This window comes from Methylobacterium crusticola, assembly GCF_003574465.1.
Taxonomy (GTDB): domain Bacteria; phylum Pseudomonadota; class Alphaproteobacteria; order Rhizobiales; family Beijerinckiaceae; genus Methylobacterium; species Methylobacterium crusticola.
Genome location: NZ_QOWC01000169.1, coordinates 1 through 18,555 on the forward strand (window position 1 = coordinate 1; position 18,555 = coordinate 18,555).

Genomic DNA, 18,555 nt, shown 5'->3' on the forward strand with positions numbered 1-18,555 from the left:
TTCAGCTGACGAGAACCGGGCGGCCGGGGTGGATCCTGGCCGCCCGACGCCGCGCAGACGCCGGGGCTTTTAGCGGCCTCGCCCTCGGCGCCTCGTCCACTCGGAGCGGCCGGACATCCATCGGCCCGACGGGCACGAACCTCAGAGAACTCGACGATACCGATTTGGTGCGGACGGCGGGACTCGAACCCGCACGACCAGAGGTCGCAAGATTTTAAGTCTTGCTCCTTGTGTATCACCAGCTTGTTTGCAGTTGCACCGGCTTACACAAGCTATTGACATGGCGCGCTTTTCCTTATGCGGGCTTGCCGCGCGTTGCACGATGTTTCATTCTCCGTGCCGACATGGTGCCGACACGGCGGTCATGTCGGCACCGGAGTACGACGGCGCGATGCCGAAGATTACCAAGCGCTTCGTGGATGGTTTGGACGTCGAGCAGGCTGGCCGCATCATCCGCGATGATGAACTCAGCGGCTTTGCAGTCCGTCGCAACGCTGATGGTTCAAGGACCTACCTGCTGGAGTATCGGGCCGGCCGCGGTAGGGGTTTTCCAACCCGCCGTATCTCGATCGGGCGGCACGGCGCACTGACGCCCGACGAAGCCCGCCGGCACGCGAAGCAGATCCTGGCGCGCGTCGCCGCAGGCGAAGATCCTGCAACCGACCGGGCCAGCAAGCGGCGCGAGCCTACCGTGAAGGATGTCCTGCTCACGGCTTTGGAACAGCACTGGAAACCGAAGCGGCGGCCGAGTACCGCAAAGGTATTTAGCGAACTCATCAACCGAACGCTGATCCCAGAGTTTGGGACGGTTCGCCTATCCGAACTCACCCGAGCAGAGATCCGGGCGTGGCATGCTCGGCAATCCCATCGTCCCAGAGCTGCGAACCACGAGCTTGCCGTTCTGCGGAAGGCGCTCTCCCTCGCGGTTGCTGACGAACTGATCGCCATCAATCCCGCGCGCGGCATCCCGCTCCATCCTGAGGGGTCGCGAGACCGCGTTCCCGACGATTCCGAGATCCGAGCAATCTGGAAGGAACTCTCATCGCCCGGGCTGCGGATACAGGCAGCCACTCTGATCAAGCTTCTGATTGTGACCGGTTGTCGTGTCGGTGAGTTGCAGGCCACCCGATGGGCCGACATCGACTTAAAAGCTGGTCTGCTCAGCCTCCGATCAGAGAGTACCAAAGCGGGCGCTAGGCACGTTCATCTATCCAGCCCTGCGGTAGCGCTGCTAACTGACCTCCCCCGCCGATCGACCTTTGTTTTCTGTAATGACGTCGGCAATGAATCGATCGCCAAGGCCGTCGTCCGCCGTACATGGGAGAAAGTCCGCATAAAGGCCGGCGCACCTGATTTGCGTTTGCACGATCTGCGCCACGGATTCTCTACCCGTGGTGCGGGCCTGGGAGCCAATGCACTGATTCTGCGAGATGCCTTGGGGCATAAGACACTTGCCATGACAGGCAGATATGTTTCGCGGCAGAACGCTCCATTACAGCTTCTCAGTCAAAAGATCGGTGATGAGATCAGAGAGTTACTATCAGATATGTGCGCAGAAGTGATTGCACCGCCCACGTCTTGATTTAAGAAGCATTGGGGGCATCATGGTCACACCGAAAACTGGTCGGCCGAGAGGAAGGCCGAAAAAGTTCCCGTTGCATGATCCTGATCGATATTGGATTGCATACGCTTTTGCGTTGCAGGCGAGCGGATATAGTGAGCGTGCGGCTTTTGATTTAGCGGCAGCACAGGTATATGGCGAAGTTGGCAAGATAGAGAAAATCCAATTCGGCGATAAAACTGGATGGACGCGGGTTGAATTTCCGAAAGTTGCAGGATCAGCAACAACTGTGCCTGGAAAGGCGAGTACACTTCGCCGTAAAGCGAATGTCGCGCGTACAGGAGAAGAAGCCTACTGGCTTGTTTTAATTAGCCGTGCTTGGCTGCAAGCCATGCGGTCGAAAGATCGCGCGCGGAATCGGGCGGAAATGTTGGCGATAGGATCGCACCTTGGCGAAGAGGCCTTCATCGCCGGATGCCTAATTCCCTTCCTGGCTGCAGCAACCGCACTGCCCGATTATTCCCCGAGGGACTAACGCGGCAAGACCGGACATGCTCGGGCAACTCCATAGGAGCCCGTGCAAATGGCTGCAAGAAACACATTAGAGGCGGCGCAGTACCTCGGCGTCAGTGAGTCGTACCTCAACCAACTGCGTGTCCGCGGGGACGGCCCGACTTTCTACAAATATGGGCGTCGGGTCTCCTATGAGACCAACGATCTTGATCTCTGGAAAGAGTCAAGGCGTCGGCGTTCTACGTCTGAATACAAGAAGGAAGCCGCTTGAAGCATGTGTAAAACAGTTGAGGGACGCGGCGCGGCCAGGCGCTCACGTCCCTCGGAGACTGCTTATCTCGACACGATCAGCACCTCCGAAGATAGCACCGCCCCCCGAATTGTCCACCGTCTCGCGCACCGCCTCGGCGTCAGCGTCGAGTTGGCCGCAGTTATCGCGAGCCTCGCCAAGCTCGGCCCCACGGAGGCGCGGCGATGACGGCGCTGACTCCTACCACCGCCGCGAAGATCGCCAAAGTGCTGCCCCAGCTTGCGACGGACGACGACGTGGCGATCGTCGCTGCGGTTGCCGCGATGAAACGTTTGCTCGCTTCAGGCGGCCACGACATCTACGACCTGACGACGGCGCTTACGGCGCCATTGCCTACTCCGCGGGTGATCTACCGCGAGGCTCCTCGACCCGCTCACCGGTACGAGGAGTCGCCGGTCTACGGGCGCTGGCGCCACGATCTCGATCCGCTCGCCAGCCTCAAGGCCCTGGTAGCCCGGTGTCGGATGTCCAGCACCCGCTTGAGCGGCTGGGAGCGCGGGTTCCTGGAGAGCGTCGAGCGCCAGCTCAAGGCGGGCCGCGACCTCTCCCCCAAGCAGAAGGACGTGCTCTTCCGAATCCGCGATCGGTTGGCGGAGCGAGCAGCATGAACCCGCCCGTCAACTTCGTGGCAGTGGCTTCTGCCGCCCTGCGCAGCGCCGAGCCGATCTGTCGCCGGGTGCTCCCCGGCGGCCGGGTGGCCGGAGCCGAGTACGTCGCCCTGAATCCGCTTCGGGCGGACACGCGCGCCGGCTCGCTCAAGGTCAACCTGCATACCGGCCGATGGGCTGACTTCGCCACCGGGGAACGTGGTGGTGACCTGATCTCACTCGTCGCGTGGCGCTATGGCGTCCGGCAGATCGATGCCGCCCGGCACCTCGCGACCCTCCTCTCTTTGAACCTGGAGCCGCGCTGATGGACGGCCTTAACGCACTCGCGCGAGACTTCGCGCAGCCCCTCAACGACGAAGCGGGCGCCGGCGCCCGCACTGACCATCAAGGTGCCGGCGAGATCGTCATGCCCGTGCCGGACGGTGCCCCGGAGCCGGTTCAACGGCATCCCAGCCTTGGGCTGCCCACGACCTACACCTATCGCGACGGCGACGGCCGCGTGCTGGGATACGTCAACCGATTCGACCTGGACGGAGGGCGGAAGGAGTTCCTGCCGCTGACGCTCTGGCGGGAGAACGGCGTCCTGCGCTGGCGGTGCCGGTCCTGGCCCAGGCCGCGCCCGCTCTACGGCCTCGACCTCCTCGCGGCCAAGCCCACCGCCAGCGTCGTGATCGTCGAGGGCGAGAAGGCCGCGGACGCTGCCCGCGCCATCTTCGAGAAGTCTGTCGTCGTGACCTCGTGCGGCGGCGCCAAGGCTGCACGCTCCGTCGACTGGCGCCCGCTCGCGCGCCGACACGTCCTGATCTGGCCCGACAACGACGAGCCGGGCAGCGCCTACGCCGTTGAGGCAGCGGCGGAGCTGACTGCGATCGGGGCCGGCAACGTCACCTTCGTGGATGCTGCCGCGGTGGCGAGTGCGACGCAGGACGGCGGCACGCGCGAGCCGATCATCGGCTGGGATGCGGCGGACGGGATCGCGGAGGGCTGGGAGCCGAAGCGGCTCCGTGAACTCGTCCTTGCTCATGTGCGACGTGCTGAGCCGGCGCCGTCCTATGTCTCGTTCGACAACTTCGCGATGAATGATGGCGGGCTCGTCGTCGAGGTCACGAAGGGCAAGGGCGAGGCGCGCAGCGTCGAGGAAGTGTGGTGCTCGGCCGCCTTTGAGGTGATCGGCCGTGCGCGCGATCCGCAGGGTCAGGGCTGGGCACGCTGGCTGCGCTGGCGCGACCCTGATGGTCGCAAGCATGAGCACTCCGTGACGGACGCCGCGCTCCACGGTGACCTCGGCGCGCTTGCGGCTGACCTCGCCTCTCGCGGCCTCGCCATCGACCGGAACGGTCGCGGTCACCTCGGCGACTACCTCAACCGGGTCAAGGTGAAGGCCCGGGTGACGACGGTCGGCCGCACCGGCTGGCACACGGTCGGCGACACGCAGGTGTTCGTGCTGCCAAATCAGGTGATCGGCCAGCCGACGAACGAGACGGTGGTGCTGACCGGGGCCGCAGCTGCGCCCTACGGCTCGCGCGGTACCCTGGAGGACTGGCGGCAGGGTGTCGGCCGGCTCTCGGCCGGGCACGGCCGCCTCGTGCTCGCCATCGCGACGGCACTGGCCGGATCGCTCGTCCACCTGGTCGGCGGCGAAGGCGGCGGCCTCAACCTCTACGGCCAGTCCAGCAAGGGCAAGACGACGACGTTGCGCGCCGCCGCCAGCGTCTGGGGCCGCGGCTCGGCCGATCCCGGCTTCGTGCGCTCCTGGCGGGCGACCGCGAACGCGCAGGAGGCCACCGCAGCGATCGTCACCGATACCTTGTTGGCTCTGGACGAGATCGGCGTGGCCGAGGGCCGGGATGCGGCGGCGGCCGTCTACCAGCTCGCCTCGGGCGTGGGCAAAGGCCGGTCTGCCCGCGACGGCTCGATGCGCAGCCCGATGACGTGGCGGGTGCTGACGCTCTCGACCGGCGAGATCCCGATGGCGGCCAAGATCGCCGAGGACCGCCAGCGCCGGGCGTACGCCGGACAGGCGGTGCGCCTCCTCGACATCCCGGCCGACTCGGGTAAGGGCTACGGCGTCTTCGACCATCTCGGCAAGCACGGCGATCCTGCCCGCCTTGCCGATGCCATCAAGGATTCCGCGTTGAGCGCGTACGGCGTCGCCGGACCCGCGTTCGTTCGCGGCCTGGTGGAGCGCGGCCTGGAGGACGTCGCCAAGGGCGTCAACCGCATCATCAACGACTTCGTGGCGGAGTACGTGCCCGCCGATGCGGACGGTCAGGTGCGGCGTGCCGCAGCCCGCCTCGGCCTGATTGCAGCGGCCGGCGAGTTGGCGCAAGCGTTCAACATCGCACCCTGGGCTGAGGGCGAGGCCGAAGCGGCGGCGGCGCGCGCACTCAAGGACTGGATCGCTACCCGCGGCGGCTCCGAGCCGGCCGAGGTGCGCGAGAGCATCGCGAAGGTCCGTCAGTTCTTCGAGGCGCACGGTGATACGCGCTTCGAGCAGATCGGCGACATGGACACCCGTCCTGTCACCAACCGCGTCGGTTGGCGCAAGGGCCACGGCGAGGAGCGGGTCTGGCTGGTGTTGCCGGAGTCGTGGAAGAACGAGGTCTGCGCCGGCCTCGATCCGGTCGCCACCGCCCGGGTGCTGGCCGAGCGCGGGATGCTGAAGCCGGACAAGCAGGGCAAGTTCCAGCGCATGGAGCGCACGCCCGTCAGCCCGCAACCGATCCGGGTCTACGCCGTGCTTCCCACCATCTTCGAGGGAGGCTCCGATGCGTGAGGAGACCCGGCGCTGGCTGCGCGAAATCAGCCATTCCCATTCTACTGCGAAAATCGGTGCTACAGGTGCTACAGCGCTTGTTTCACCGGCCGGTAGCACCCTGTTGCACCTGCCGTATCACCTGAGTGTCTCGAAAAACGTCAAGGGAAATCAGCGCTGTAGCACCGTTGCACCTGTATCACCTCCAAAATTGGAGGGTGAAGAAAAACGTAGCACCGAGGCACGTGCTACGGCCGGTGCAACGGCTCCCGCATGTGGGGTGCTACAGGCTCCTACGGCGTCGCCGGCAACTCCGATCCGCAATCTCATCCCATTTGAGAAGTGGCGGCTCGACAAGCGCCGCAATAAGCAGATCATCACGGTCTTCAACATCTCCGCTATCAGTCGGGGCGTGAAGGCCAGCGCCGAACCGCTCATCTCTCTGACTGATGGCCCATCTGGCGGTCACGAGCGCGCCGTGCACGCTACGACACTATCCCCTCGCGGCCATGGTCTCACCTCCGGCGGCGGCTGGCCCTACTGGATTGCCGTCGTCGAGGGAGACCACAAGCAGTCCGGCTTCCCGGCCGACCCGAATGTCTTCGACGCCTGGTTCCCCGGCTGGGTCCGGGACAAAGGCATCAAGATCATCAGCGATTGGCGGGAGGAAGCTCGTGCTGACGGCGCCCTCGACTGGCTCAAGCACTACAGGGGCGCGCGATAAGTCTCGCCGGCTGCTGTCAACCTACTTCGCTCTCCACATCCAATCCGAGAGGTGACCATGCCGACCAAGCCGTCGAAGGATGCCAAGGCCCTCCGCGCCGCCATCATGGAGCGGGCCGGCTACCGATGCCGCTGCCCAGGGACACGGTTGGTGCACGCAGGCTGGGCCGCTCACCGCGAGAGCACGTTCCCGCTGAACATGCCACCCCGGAAGACCGGCGCGCCCGGTTCGGTCGCGAATAGGACGAGGTCGGCGTCGGATCGGGCCTGCACCCTCCCGCCGTCCCCTGCAAGGTAAGCCGCCTCTCCCGCCCGTAGCGTCAGGCCGCCGACCTCGACATCGCCGCCGAAGACATGGAGCAGGCGAACCACGTCGGGTGCCGGCAGCGCAGGCAGGGGCAACACGGAGCCGGCCGGAACGTGCGCGTCGGCAACCCATGCCTGCGCGCGGACCTCCAGCGGCGCGCCCTCAGGCGCCGCGAGGAGGCGCCATGTGCCGCGGCTGACGGCCTCCCGGAAATCATGGAACTGGACCTTGGGTTCGAAGTCGGTCGCGCGGCCGCAGGAAGATCTGCAAAGCCTCGACCGGGTCAGGAGCGAGCATCCGCTCCTCGTGCTGGAAAGTGCGGCCCGCGTTCATCATCATGAGGCGCATCGCCGTGATCTCCTCCTCGTTGCCGATCGTATCCCGGTGAAGCCCCCGGCCGGTCCGGACGTAGGTCAGGATCTCATCGTCGCGGTGCGAGTGCATCCCGATGACGTGACCGGGCGCAACCGTGGCGCGGTCAATGCGGCCGATGGCGCCCAGGCCGCTGTCCCGGCCTCCGATGCTCAGCCCGGGGTAGATGATCTCCACCGCGAAGTGGCGGGCCGGGTCGCCCTTCCGGCCTCTGCGCTTGAGCTTGGTCGCATCCATGATTGTCGTCCTTCCCAGTCGGGCATCTTCGTCATGGGACGATATCGTCCGATCCGGGCTAGCTTTGTCCCATGAAGCGGAACGCGAATGGTCGTCGACGACCTGAGGACTTTCGTGGAGGTGGCCGACGCCGGAGGGGTGTCCGCGGCGTCCCGCCGCCTCAACCTGGCAAAGTCGGTGGTCAGCCGGCGACTGTTGCGGCTGGAGGCCGAGCTCGACACCCAACTCCTCACGCGCACCACCCGGGGCGCGGCCCTGACCGAGGCGGGCACGACGGTCCGGGAACATGCGGCGAGAGTCTGCGCGGAGGTGGACGCCGCCCTGGAGGCCATCTCGCCCGGCGGCGAGCTTCGCGGCCTCCTGCGGGTCGCCGTGCCTTCAACCTTCGGCCCGACGCACTTCGCGCCGGCCATCGCCGAACTCACCCGCCTCGACCCGCAGCTTCGGATCAACTGCCGCTACAGCGACCGCTACGTCGACCTTGTCACGGAAGGCTTCGATTGTGGCATCCGGGTCGGCTACCTGCCGGATTCAAACCTCGTCGCACGCCGCATCGGGTCCTTCTCCGTGCGGCTATTCGCGAGCCCGGACTACGTCGCCGCGTACGGCGCGCCCAAGACGCCGGAGGACGTGCCTGGCCATCCCGCCGTGATGATCGGCACGGAGACCTGGACGTTCAGCGCCGGGCGCAAGTCGTTCCCAGTTCGCCCGACAGGCCGTTTCAAGGCCGACAGCGCCGTCGCCATCGCGGAGGCGACGGCTGCAGGTGCGGGCATCACCGCGCTGCCCGACGTGATCGCGGAGCCCTACGTCGCGTCCGGCTCCCTGGTGCCGATTATGCTGCGCTACGCGCTTCCCTCCATCGGAATGTTCGTCGTGCGCCCGCCAGGGCAGCATCCGTCGCGCAAGGTGCAGGTGCTCACCGAACTGCTGGTCGAGCGCTTCGGCCGGTAAGCTCCTCCGCGGCACCGGCTGCGTCCCGTATCTTGGGACGCAGAGTGGCAGAACCAGCGGCTAGTGACGCCGTATAAGGGACGGCATCTTCGTCGTGTCGGGCGGTTCCGGAGCAGGGCCGCCCTCACCGAAGGAGAACGCCATGTCCTACGAGAGATTGACCACCGGGAACGCCGCTTTGCTCTTCGTCGACCACCAGACGGGGCTCGCCAACGGCGTGCAGACCCAGACACCCGCGGACTTCTTGAACAACGTGAAGGCCCTCGTCCCAATCGCGCAGATCTACAAGCTGTCGGCCATCATCACGACCAGCGTGGCCGGCGGCCCGAACGGACCGGTCTTGCCGGTGGTGGCGCAGGGCCTACCCGACGCCACCGTCGTGCACCGGCCTGGCGAGATCAACGCCTTCGACAACGCCGACTTCGCCGCCGCCGTGAAGGCGACCGGACGCAAGAAGCTCCTGATCGCCGGCATCTCGACGGAGGTCTGCGTGGCCTTCGCGGCACTCGCGGCCCGCGAGGCGGGCTACGACGTCTACGCGGTGCTGGACGCCTCGGGTAACTGGAGCAAGCTCGTCGAGGAGGCGGCCATCGCCCGCATGGTGCAGGCCGGCGTCGTGCCAATCACCTGGGTCGCGGTCGGCGCCGAGCTGCTGGGCCACTGGCAGTCCGCCACCGGCGAGGCGCATGCCAAGCTGATGGGCGACCACCTGCCCTTCGCCGGCAACATCTACGCGAGCTTCCTGGCCGCGAAGGGGCAGGCGTGACGGTCGGGAGGGACCGGTCGCCATCGCTTGGTGACGATCAATCCCCTCGCATGTGATTGTTCCGCTCACGGCAACAATGAACTGACGAGAGTGAGCATTCTCGCCATGGTCCATCCAGGACACCTTCTCCCCGCGGCTCGGGACTTCACCCGGCCACGAAATCAGAGACGCGGTCATGAAGCTCTACCACCACCCTCTGTCGGGCCACGCGCACCAGGCCCGCCTGTTCCTCGCGCTGCTTGGCGTGTCCCACGAGGCCATTGAGGTCGACCTGAAGGCGGGCGCGCACAAGAGGCCCGAATTCCTCACCCTCAACTCGTTCGGGCCGGTGCCGGTGCTCGACGACGACGGCACCATCGTCTCCGACTCGAATGCCATCCTCGTCTACCTGGCGCGCAAGCTCGGGCGGACCGACTGGCTGCCGGAGGACGCCAAGGGCGAGGCCGCCGTGCAGCGCTGGCTGTCGGTCGCGGCCGGCGAACTCGCCTACGGCCCGGCCGCCGCGCGGCTCGTCACCGTGTTCGGCGCCAACTTCCGGCCCGAGGAGGTGATCGGCCGGGCGCACACGCTGCTCGGCCGCCTGGAAGCCCATCTCACCGGACGCGACTGGCTGGTTGGCGAGCGCCCGACCATCGCGGACGTCGCACTCTACAGCTACCTGGCGCGCGCGCCCGAGGGCAATGTCGACCTGGCGGGCTATCCCAAGGTGGACGCGTATCTCCGCCGGATCGAGGCCCTGCCGGGCTTCCTTCCCTTCGTCCAGACGCCGGCCGGCCTCACGGCTGCGGCGTGACCTCGCTTGTCCGGGCGCGCCGGTGGGCGCGCCCGACCGAACCGGACGGGAGAGCATCCATGAGCGACGGCCTGACGATGACGAAGCTCTCGGCTTCGCAAGCCTCACCTTGGCACCCGGGCGAGAAGGCCATCCAGGAGCAGGTCGGCGTCGCCGAGCGCATGGAGGAGGTGGGCCGGCGCGTGGTGCGGGCCTACATGCCCGACCAGCATCGTGTGTTCTATGCGCAGATCCCCTTCATCGTGACCGGCACCGTCGACGGCCGAGGCGACGCCTGGGCGACGCTGATCGCGGGCCATCCAGGCTTTGTCGCTTCGCCAACGCCGACGGCGCTCGACATCGCGATGCGGCCCGACCCGAGCGACCCGGCAAGCGCGGGCCTGCGCGACGGGGAGGCCATCGGGCTCCTCGGGATCGAGCTGCACACCCGCCGCCGCAACCGCGTCAACGGCATCGTCCGGGGGATGACCGGAGACGTTCTTCACTTCGCCGTCGACCAGAGCTTCGGCAACTGCCCCCAGTACATCCAGCTGCGCGACGTCGCCTTTGTCCGCGACCCGCGCGAGCCCTTCGCCGGTACCATCGAGGGGAGCGGCGAGCTCGACGCGGCGGCGCGCGCCCTGATCGAGGCCGCCGACACCTTCTTCGTCGCCTCCTACGCCGAGCGCGACAACCGCCGCCAGGTCGATGTCTCGCATCGCGGCGGCAAGGCCAGCTTCGTCCGGGTCGCTGCTGACGGCACGCTCACGGTCCCCGACTTCGCCGGCAACCTCTTCTTCGCGACGCTCGGCAACCTCCTGCTGAACGGCAAGGCGGGCCTCGTCTTCGCCGACTTCGAGACCGGCGACCTGTTGCAGATGACCGGAGATGCCGAGGTCATTCTGTCCTCGCCCGAGATCGCCGCCTTCCAGGGTGCCGAGCGGCTGTGGACGTTCAAGCCGCGCCGGGTCGTGCGGCGGCGGAGCGCCTTGCCGCTGCGCTGGACCTTCTGGGCGGACGGCTGGTCGCCGAACTCCCTGATGACCGGCGACTGGCGGCAGGCGGAGGAACGCGCCCGCGCCGCCGACCTTGCGACGCGCTGGCGTCCGTTCAAGGTCACCAAGATCGTGGACGAGAGCCGCTCGATCCGCTCCTTCCACCTCCTGCCGGCGGACGGCGCCGGGCTGATCCCGCACGAGGCCGGGCAGCACCTGCCTATCCGCGTGACGCTTCCCGGCGCGGACAAACCCGTCATCCGCACCTACACGCTCTCGGTCGCGCCCTCGGACGGGGTGTACCGGATCAGTGTCAAGCGCGACGGCGCGGTATCCGGCCACCTGCACGATCACGTGCGGGTCGGCCACGTGGTCGAGGCGCGCGCGCCGGCCGGCGGCTTCACCATGGACGCGCACGCCAAGCGGCCGGCCGTGCTGCTCGCCGGCGGCGTCGGCATCACACCTCTCCTCGCGATGCTCCGACACCTGGTCTACGAGGGCCTGCGCACGCAAGGCATCCGGCCGACCACCTTGATCGAGGCGGCCCGCTCGAAGGACGAGCGTCCTTTCGACAGCGAGGTGGCGGCGCTCGTGGGCGCGGCCCAGGGCGCGGTCAGGGTCGTGCGGGTGCTGAGCGCGCCCGGGGATGCCGTGGAGGGGGTCGACTACGACGTTCCTGGCCGGATCGACACCGCCCTCCTCTCGCGCGTCCTGCCGTTCGGCGACTACGAATTCTACCTCTGCGGTCCGACCGCCTTCACGCAGGCCCTCTACGACGGCCTGCGCGGCCTGAACGTCGCCGACGACTGCATCCACGCCGAGACTTTCGGCCCCTCGTCGCTCGTCAGAAGCGTCCCGGCCGATGTCGAGGCGGCCAAGCTGCCGCCCGCGTCGGCGGAGTCGGTCCCGGTCGCCTTCCTGAATTCGTCTAAGGAGGTGCGCTGGACGCCGGAAGCCGGAACGCTGCTCGAACTCGCCGAGGCCCGCGGCCTCAGCCCGGAGTTCAGTTGCCGGACCGGGACCTGCGGTACATGCAGGACGAAGCTGATGGCGGGTGCCGTCACCTACGCGAAAGCGCCCTCGGCGCCCCATGCCGAGGACGAAGTCCTGATCTGCTCGGCCACCCCAGCCGATGGAAGCGGGCCCGTGCACCTCGCCCTCTGACCGGCAGCGATTACTGCAGCACGAGCAAGACTTCCTTGTCCAGGTTCGCCGTTTAGTCGAGCCCGGACACGGGACATCTTACAGGGCACGGAGCGACAACCCGCTCCCGAAATGAAGTGAAGAACATGTCACATGTTCGCACACCAGCCACCATCGAGGAGGTGCCGGAAGCCTCGCGCCCGGTCCTTGAGACCATCGCCAAGCGACTCGGCTGCGTGTCCAGCGTCTTCCGCGTCCTCTCGAACAGCCCTGCGGCTCTGGCCAGCTACACGGAGCTGCAGGGCGCGCTCGGTAGGGGCAAGCTCCCGCCCGCCACCCGCGAACGCATCGCGCTCGCGATGGCAGAGGTGAACGGCTGCGACTACTGCCTCGCCGCCCACACCTACTTCGGACGGACCTTCGCCCGACTCGACGACGCCGAGATCGCGGCCGCCCGCGGCGGCTCGTCCACGGACGCGAAGGCCGCGGCCGCCCTCGCCTTCGTGAAGGCGCTCGCGGAGAAGCGCGGCTCGGTGACCCCGGTCGAGGTCGAGGCGGTGCAGGCGGCCGCTTACAGCGACGCCGAGGTCGTCGAGATCGTCGCCCTCAACACCCTGACCAACTACCTCAACCGCGCGCTCGACACCGCCGTGGACTTCCCCGTCGTCGACCGCCTCGCCGCCTGACGCCCGGGAGCGGACGGCGCGGCCGCCCGCCTTCCTTTTGCCCGCTGCCATGCCCGAACCCTGAGGAGAAGCCGATGTCCCATCCCCCGCTGCCGCCGTTCACCGAGGAGAGCGCCATCGAGAAGGTCCGCCTCGCTGAGGACGGCTGAAACAGCCGCGACCCCGCCAAGGTCGCCCTTGCCTACACGACCGACACCCGCTAGCGGAACAGGGCCGAGTTCGTGCGGAGCCGGGAGGAGGCCCAGGCTTTCCTCACCCGCAAGTGGAACCGTGAGCTGGACTACCGCCTGATCAAGGAACTCGGGGCCTTCACCGGCAACCGCGTCGCCGTGCGTTATGCCTACGAGTACCACGACGACAGCGGGCAGTGATTCCGGGCCTACGGCAACGAGAACTGGGAGTTCGCCGAGGACGGGCTGATGCGGGCCCGCCACGCCAGCATCAACGAGCACCCGATCAGCGAGGCGGAGCGCCAATTCCGCTGGCCGCTCGGGCGCCGGCCGGACGACCATCCGGGTCTCAGCCATTTCGGCTTCTGATCGACCCCGAAGTCCGGAGCGCCGCCATGTCATCCTTCACCCTGGAAGGGCGCGTGCGCCTGTCGACCGCGCTCGTCCAGGGTAACGGGAAACGCGAACCGACCGTACCTCCGGAGCGGGAGGCAGAAGCTCGCAGGCTCGGGATGTGCGGCGCCGAGATCGACGCCGCGCGTCGGGGCCAGAGCTTCGACGCGCGCACGTCGCGCGCGCTGGCGCTGGCCCTAGCGGCAGCCGCGCGTGACGGCGGATGCCTTACGGAGGAGCGTGAGCGGCCGATCAGGTCGGGCATCTCAGCCGAGGTCTGCGGCGAGATTGAAAGCCTCGCCGAAGACCTCGCGGGCTCTACAGCGACACGGGACTCTGAGTCGGCGGTCGCTCCCGCATGCTAGTGCTGCGCCCGAGCACATTGGGACGCGATCGAGCGTGTGGGATCGTTCCAGGGTGGTTCCTCGCTGGTCTTATGCCCCTCCGCTTTGAGGATCCTGCAATGCAAGCTTCTGCGAGATATGCGCGATGCAACGTTCCAAGCCGTGCCGGCGTGTGCGGGCGAATGCTGCATCCTTTACCTTCTGGTCCAAAAGCTCGATGAGCCTGAACCGGGCCGCATGGCCCTTTGGGATCGTTTCGAACACGGCAGTGAGCGCGGTTTCCACGATCTCAACCCTTAAAGCCAACGACGCGTCGTATTCGAACATGTCGAGCCTCCATTGATGCGCCCCACCGCATGGTAGGTCGCGTTGCCCCCGCGTCAAAGCCGCTGACTTGCGGCAGCGCACCGCTTGGGGACGCGCTCTAGCAGCCGTTTCTAGGTGCTCGGGCTCGCCTCTAGAACGGATAGTAACGTAACGAAGCTAAGCCAACGATAAGATGGGTTGAGGGATTGATTCCAAATTCCCCTCGAAATGCAGTTCGTTCCGTATACGAGATCTGAGCACCTGCGGCTAAACGACCGAAGCTGCCTTTATATAGGTCGTGCCAGAATCCGCCAGTAATTTGCCTGATTTCCCTCGTTTCAGCTTGGCATGTTGCGGCTGCTGATCCTTCAATATTGCAGCCTGTAACTGTAAGCGTGGGCGAACCATAGCCCGCTGTGCTGAATGCACCGGCGCGAGAAGCTTGTTCCCATCCGGCGTACACGTAGACATCAGTTCCAGGTTGCACGTGGCCGACGACCCCGGTGAGCAGTTGAAACGCGGGGATCGGTGCGATGGAGCCGTCGGCGCGTAGCGCAAAGTCAGGAAGCAACGCGGTTCCGTAACGTCCAATGCCCCGGCCCACAAGACCACTAATCTGGAAGTCCAACCGCTTGTCAAGTACGGGAAATGTGGCAGAGGCTCCGATCCCGTATCCGGTAGCATCGTTGGTGCGGCCAATTACCCTGTCGTTAAAAAATCGAGCTAATCCTTTAACCTCATAGTGGCCAAAACCTGGCTCAAATGCAAGCTTAGCCGTAACATCCGGTGCCGAGTTGTTCGAGTAGGTAGTTGTGCTATTGAGTTGGCCCACGACGTCGCCGGGATTACTGAAGTTAACCGACACCCCGTTGGGAGCTGCGAACGGGCTTGGCGGCAGAACACTCTGCGGTGACTCGAGCGCTACTGCAGCCCATAGGCCGGGTGCCACGTCTTTGACGACACGGACTTGAGGATTGCGCGTCCAGTTGAAACCTGGGACGAATTGAGGGTCGATTGTGAGCGGGATTTGCTCCTTAAGTGGCGTGATGCCCACCGTGTTTGTCGTTATTAGGCTATATGCCTGTCCAGCCAGCACATGCCAGCCTGTATCACGCGAGTCGAGTGCTGCAAACAACTGTCGAATACGCGGAACATAGCTGTTGCTCTCTCGAGAATTTGAGTTGACGGCCGCTCCCAGAAAGTCAAGTTCGTAGTATCCTGTAACCGCGAGCTCTGGGTCGACCTTCGCCATGAACATGCCGGTGAACCGGCTCTGGCGGGCAGAGAAGCGGAATTCGTTTTCGCGCGAAAGCGGCGAGTTGCGGAACGGTATACCACCGAAATTCGTTTCAACATCCGAGACTAAATTTAGGTTCCGGAAGATACCAGTAAGTTCGATAAAGCCTCCGGGCGTGAAACAGACTTGCCCAAGCACGTAGCTGCCCGAACCACAAACGAGATCATATGCCAGAATGACTGGTAAATGGTTGTTAGAGGCCGGATCAACACTACCACGGCCGCCCGTCCGTACCACCTGCTGCTGACGGACCTGAGTTGTAGCGGTACGCTCCCGCGCTCGCTCTTGAGCACGCTGTCGGCGATCATTGGCCACGATTTCGGCTTGCCGCGCACTCGCTCGATGGCGCAAGTCCGCGAGTTCTTGCTGCATCGCCAGCATCTGCTTCTGCATCGCATCCATTCGGGCGGCCATTTCGGCGACACTCTGCGCCTGTGCGGGCGTTGAGAGCGCGGCAGAGCTCAAAAGTGCGAGTACCAAGGCAGACGGCACTCTAAGGCGCAAGAGCGGCATAGACCTTGACCTTTACTCACTCGGCATGCCCGCCAGGACACGGCCCTGCCAGCGGGCAAGCTACTGTTTGCTGCAAGCTTAGCTGATGTCCAGGCGGAGCAGAGAAGATTCGTCCTACTCCCTTGGTCCGACCGATACGGCGCCAAGCGGCGTGGTATCGTAGACACAGTTTTGGCCTTAGATTAGCGTCGAATTAGCTAGCGAGCGATTTATTTCTGCCGTCTGTAGCTCGCCATGCATGAGACGTATCCGCAACGGGTTGAGGCTTCAGCGTTCTGAACGAGCGGGTCCAGTTCAAAGCTCCTCCTATCCGTCGCTTCTGGAGTAGGGCTTCTGCATCGGCTCGGCAACGGCCACTTTGTCACAAGACATGGTGCTCGGGGCCTTCATCCAAAGCTGCAAAGTGGAGGGAACCCAACTTCGCTGGCACCTCCTTCGATTGGCTGAAATTTTTCGGTTAGGTCTGGGTTCGCACTGTTGCTCGGCTATTGTCTGCTCGGACCGAGCTTACTCGCTCTAAAGACTGAAGGTGATCTGCATGCCTGAGCCCGACGGCAGGGCCGGAGTTGTCTTGTCAGCGCCCTATTCGCGATTGAGTTCTTTAGCATCTGGTCACCGTGGGCTGATCCCGCGATCGCAGCGCGCTGGTTCTCATAGCGCAATACGGCGCTTCTCGCACCAATCCTCTCCTCACATGTTATTCGCTGCGCTTGGACTGTGGCGGTCGCTGAATGGGCAAGGGCAGGATGTGACGTCATTCCTGTGATTGATTATGCTCCTCGCGCTGTTATATCTCGGTATCGCGGTGAACTTTTGGCCACTCATTGTGCCTCGACCCTATACATTCTGGGAGGCAGCGTTCTCAGAGCGTACGCAAGCATTCCTACTAATCGGCACGCTATTCCTTCTCCCTATCACCGTAAAGTGCTCGGAACCGTCTTATTGAGTGTTTCACGAGAACATTAAGGAAGCCATTGAATAGCATGGAGAACGCTCAATGCGACGATTGAGGCTTGATGTGATCGAGCGGTTATTCGCCTGGGGGAGCCGCTACCGCCGGCTTAACATCACGTACGATCGCCAGCCGGGTCTCTCCGCAGCACACGTGTAGAATGCCATGATCTCGATCATCTCACGGCGGCTGGTCGCTCATCCCCATTTGCGGCAAGCCGTTTAATCTCCTACAGGTTCTAAGGTCGGAGCAGATGGTTTGCAGACCGTTCGTTAGAAACAAGATTAGTACTCTGAAGCGGCACTCAAGAAGACGCCGGGCTGCATAGAGTCCGGCCGTCATGACCTAGTCCAGAGGCGTCCCCGTCCGTAACAGCACAACAGTAGGAAAGCGGCTATGATCTATAGGGCAGAGAGCCGGAACACCCCTGACCGAATGGACCTCCCGTTCGTGGGACTGGTGACGTTTGCACGCCAGCCTGCCTGCCCAGACTGGAATCTGGTTGATGGAGCTGACGTCGCCATCTTGGGCGTGCCGATCGATACAGCGTCGAGCTATCGCGTAGGCACGCGGTTCGGGCCCCGCGCCATCCGCGAGGCCTCCATGTTCCATGGCTTCGGTCCTGAAGGCGTCTTCGATTTCGAAGACGAGGTGACGTACCTGACACGGGACGAGGTCCAAATCGTGGACGTTGGCGACGCCGACGTGATCTATGCCGATACAAGGCGCAGCCTCGCCACTGCCGAGCAGGCGGTGCGTGCGCTCCTCGATGCGGGAACACTTCCCTACATCCTGGGCGGCGACCATTCGATCACGATGGCAACGATGTCAGCGTACTCGGAGCAGCCCCCTATGCACATCGTGCACCTTGATGCGCACTTCGATTTCATCGACGAGCGAAACGGGATCCGATGGGGCCACGGCAGCCCGATGCGGCGCTCCTCGGAGATGTCGCACGTCAAGGGGATAACGACGCTCGGACCTCGCAACATGGCTGCCGTCAGCCGCAAGGATTGGGAGGCGGCACAAGCCTATGGAAGCCACGTAGCATCGTTGCGGAAGGTTCGAATGCAGGGTGCCGAGGCATCGTTGCGCCACATTCCCGCTGGCGAGCGCGTCTACGTGTCGATCGACGTCGATGCGTTCGACCCCTCAATAGCACCGGGAACGGCAACCATCAGTCATGGCGGCTTCAGCTACTACGAAGTGAAGGACATCTTGAGGGCAGTCGCCCAACGGTTCGAGGTCGTCGGCGTCGACTTCGTCGAGGTCTCACCACCCTACGATCCATCCGGCATTACCGCACTTCTCGCAGCTCGGACAAGCCTCGACTTCATCGGTTCAATTTTTCACGAACGGGCACAGCGAAGGAAGGCGTGAGCTGGAAGGCGAGGCGCCTCGGTTGAAACAGCCCGAAAGTACTCCATGCCATTTACCGAAAGTCCTCTCTAATACCAACAGCCTCTGCCCGTGACTCGCGAGGGCTTCCTCGGTCGGAGTTCAGCTGGTTCCATGGCGCGGGGAGGATTCGCGCTATGGCTTTAGCGGTGGGCCTGCGGGCGGACTATTCGGCGGACGAGCTCCGTCGCTTGGCGGCGGTGACGAAGAACGCAAGCCAGAGCCGCCGGCTCCTGTCGCTGGCTGGGATCCTGGACGGCATGAACCGGACGCAGGCGGCTCGGATCGGCGGGATGGACCGCCAGACGCTGCGCGGTTGGGTGCACCGGTTCAACGCTCAGGGTCCGGATGGCCTGCTGGACAGCTGGTCCAAGGGGCCTGAGCCGCGCCTGTCGGCCGAGCAGCGGGCTGAGATCGCAGAGCTCGTCGAGGCCGGCCCGGACAGGGCTGTGCACGGGGTCGTGCGGTGGCGCCGGATCG

18 protein-coding genes and 1 pseudogene are annotated in these 18,555 nt (G+C 64.9%); 16 read left to right on the forward strand and 3 right to left on the reverse strand.

All coding sequences use genetic code 11. From position 1 onward, the window contains the following. Positions 1-280: 280 nt before the first annotated feature. From DT057_RS28225 to DT057_RS28255, 7 genes are all read left to right on the forward strand, one after another. The gene (locus DT057_RS28225; protein WP_128565410.1) at positions 281-1,582 is read left to right on the forward strand and encodes a tyrosine-type recombinase/integrase; all 1,302 of its coding nucleotides are present in this window, start codon (positions 281-283) and stop codon (positions 1,580-1,582) included. 22 nt (positions 1,583-1,604) lie between these two features. Next, on the forward strand, positions 1,605-2,096 hold the full coding sequence (locus DT057_RS28230; RefSeq protein ID WP_128565411.1) for a hypothetical protein: 492 nt from the start codon (positions 1,605-1,607) through the stop codon (positions 2,094-2,096). 48 nt (positions 2,097-2,144) lie between these two features. Further along, entirely contained in the window at positions 2,145-2,345 is a 201-nt protein-coding gene (locus DT057_RS28235; RefSeq protein ID WP_128565412.1) for a helix-turn-helix transcriptional regulator, read from the forward strand. Between the two features lie 203 nt (positions 2,346-2,548). Next, positions 2,549-2,992 carry a hypothetical protein gene (locus tag DT057_RS28240; RefSeq protein ID WP_128565413.1) on the forward strand — a complete coding sequence of 148 codons (444 nt, stop codon included), beginning with the start codon at positions 2,549-2,551 and terminating at the stop codon, positions 2,990-2,992. After that, positions 2,989-3,297 carry a hypothetical protein gene (locus DT057_RS28245; RefSeq protein ID WP_128565414.1) on the forward strand — a complete coding sequence of 103 codons (309 nt, stop codon included), beginning with the start codon at positions 2,989-2,991 and terminating at the stop codon, positions 3,295-3,297. The genes DT057_RS28240 and DT057_RS28245 overlap by 4 nt, the downstream gene beginning before the upstream one ends. Continuing rightward, positions 3,297-5,768 (forward strand): DUF927 domain-containing protein, encoded by a 2,472-nt coding sequence (locus DT057_RS28250; RefSeq protein ID WP_128565415.1) that lies wholly within the window; start codon positions 3,297-3,299, stop codon positions 5,766-5,768. The genes DT057_RS28245 and DT057_RS28250 overlap by 1 nt, the downstream gene beginning before the upstream one ends. Further along, complete coding sequence (locus DT057_RS28255) at positions 5,761-6,471, forward strand: hypothetical protein (RefSeq protein ID WP_128565416.1); 711 nt, start codon at positions 5,761-5,763, stop codon at positions 6,469-6,471. Before DT057_RS28250 ends, DT057_RS28255 begins: the two co-directional genes overlap by 8 nt. 519 nt (positions 6,472-6,990) lie before the next feature. On the opposite strand, the gene DT057_RS36985 is transcribed toward DT057_RS28255, so the two are convergent. After that, positions 6,991-7,386: a pirin family protein gene (locus DT057_RS36985; protein WP_238313706.1), complete on the reverse strand. Its 396-nt coding sequence runs from the start codon at positions 7,384-7,386 to the stop codon at positions 6,991-6,993. A gap of 87 nt (positions 7,387-7,473) precedes the next feature. Between DT057_RS36985 and DT057_RS28265 the strand changes: the two genes are divergently transcribed. The 7 genes and pseudogenes from DT057_RS28265 (at position 7,474) to DT057_RS28295 (ending at position 13,630) form a co-directional block, all read left to right on the forward strand. After that, positions 7,474-8,340, forward strand: a complete 867-nt coding sequence (locus DT057_RS28265) for a LysR family transcriptional regulator (protein WP_128565417.1) — start codon at positions 7,474-7,476, stop codon at positions 8,338-8,340. 142 nt (positions 8,341-8,482) lie between these two features. Further along, positions 8,483-9,106: an isochorismatase family protein gene (locus DT057_RS28270; RefSeq protein WP_128565418.1), complete on the forward strand. Its 624-nt coding sequence runs from the start codon at positions 8,483-8,485 to the stop codon at positions 9,104-9,106. 175 nt (positions 9,107-9,281) lie between these two features. Then, a complete protein-coding gene (locus tag DT057_RS28275) occupies positions 9,282-9,899 on the forward strand; it encodes a glutathione S-transferase family protein (RefSeq protein WP_128565419.1) in 618 nt (205 codons plus the stop codon). 59 nt (positions 9,900-9,958) lie between these two features. Continuing rightward, positions 9,959-12,037 (forward strand): 2Fe-2S iron-sulfur cluster-binding protein, encoded by a 2,079-nt coding sequence (locus DT057_RS28280; protein WP_128565420.1) that lies wholly within the window; start codon positions 9,959-9,961, stop codon positions 12,035-12,037. Between the two features lie 125 nt (positions 12,038-12,162). Continuing rightward, a complete protein-coding gene (locus DT057_RS28285) occupies positions 12,163-12,702 on the forward strand; it encodes a carboxymuconolactone decarboxylase family protein (protein WP_128565421.1) in 540 nt (179 codons plus the stop codon). A 74-nt stretch (positions 12,703-12,776) separates the two neighbouring features. Then, positions 12,777-13,241, forward strand: a pseudogene (locus DT057_RS28290) (nuclear transport factor 2 family protein). A 26-nt stretch (positions 13,242-13,267) separates the two neighbouring features. Beyond that, entirely contained in the window at positions 13,268-13,630 is a 363-nt protein-coding gene (locus DT057_RS28295; RefSeq protein ID WP_203236400.1) for a hypothetical protein, read from the forward strand. A gap of 69 nt (positions 13,631-13,699) precedes the next feature. Here the strand turns inward: DT057_RS28295 and DT057_RS28300 are convergent, their stop codons facing one another. Together DT057_RS28300 and DT057_RS28305 are read right to left on the reverse strand one after the other, a co-directional pair. Then, positions 13,700-13,936 carry a hypothetical protein gene (locus DT057_RS28300; RefSeq protein WP_128565422.1) on the reverse strand — a complete coding sequence of 79 codons (237 nt, stop codon included), beginning with the start codon at positions 13,934-13,936 and terminating at the stop codon, positions 13,700-13,702. Between the two features lie 130 nt (positions 13,937-14,066). Then, positions 14,067-15,605 carry a hypothetical protein gene (locus DT057_RS28305; protein WP_128565423.1) on the reverse strand — a complete coding sequence of 513 codons (1,539 nt, stop codon included), beginning with the start codon at positions 15,603-15,605 and terminating at the stop codon, positions 14,067-14,069. Positions 15,606-17,112: 1,507 nt separating this feature from the next. Between DT057_RS28305 and speB the strand changes: the two genes are divergently transcribed. Both speB and DT057_RS28320 read left to right on the forward strand, forming a co-directional pair. Beyond that, a complete protein-coding gene (speB, locus tag DT057_RS28315; RefSeq protein WP_203236401.1) occupies positions 17,113-18,057 on the forward strand; it encodes an agmatinase in 945 nt (314 codons plus the stop codon). Between the two features lie 155 nt (positions 18,058-18,212). Next, on the forward strand, positions 18,213-18,555 hold a 343-nt coding region (locus tag DT057_RS28320), incomplete at its 3' end, for a helix-turn-helix domain-containing protein (protein WP_162501534.1).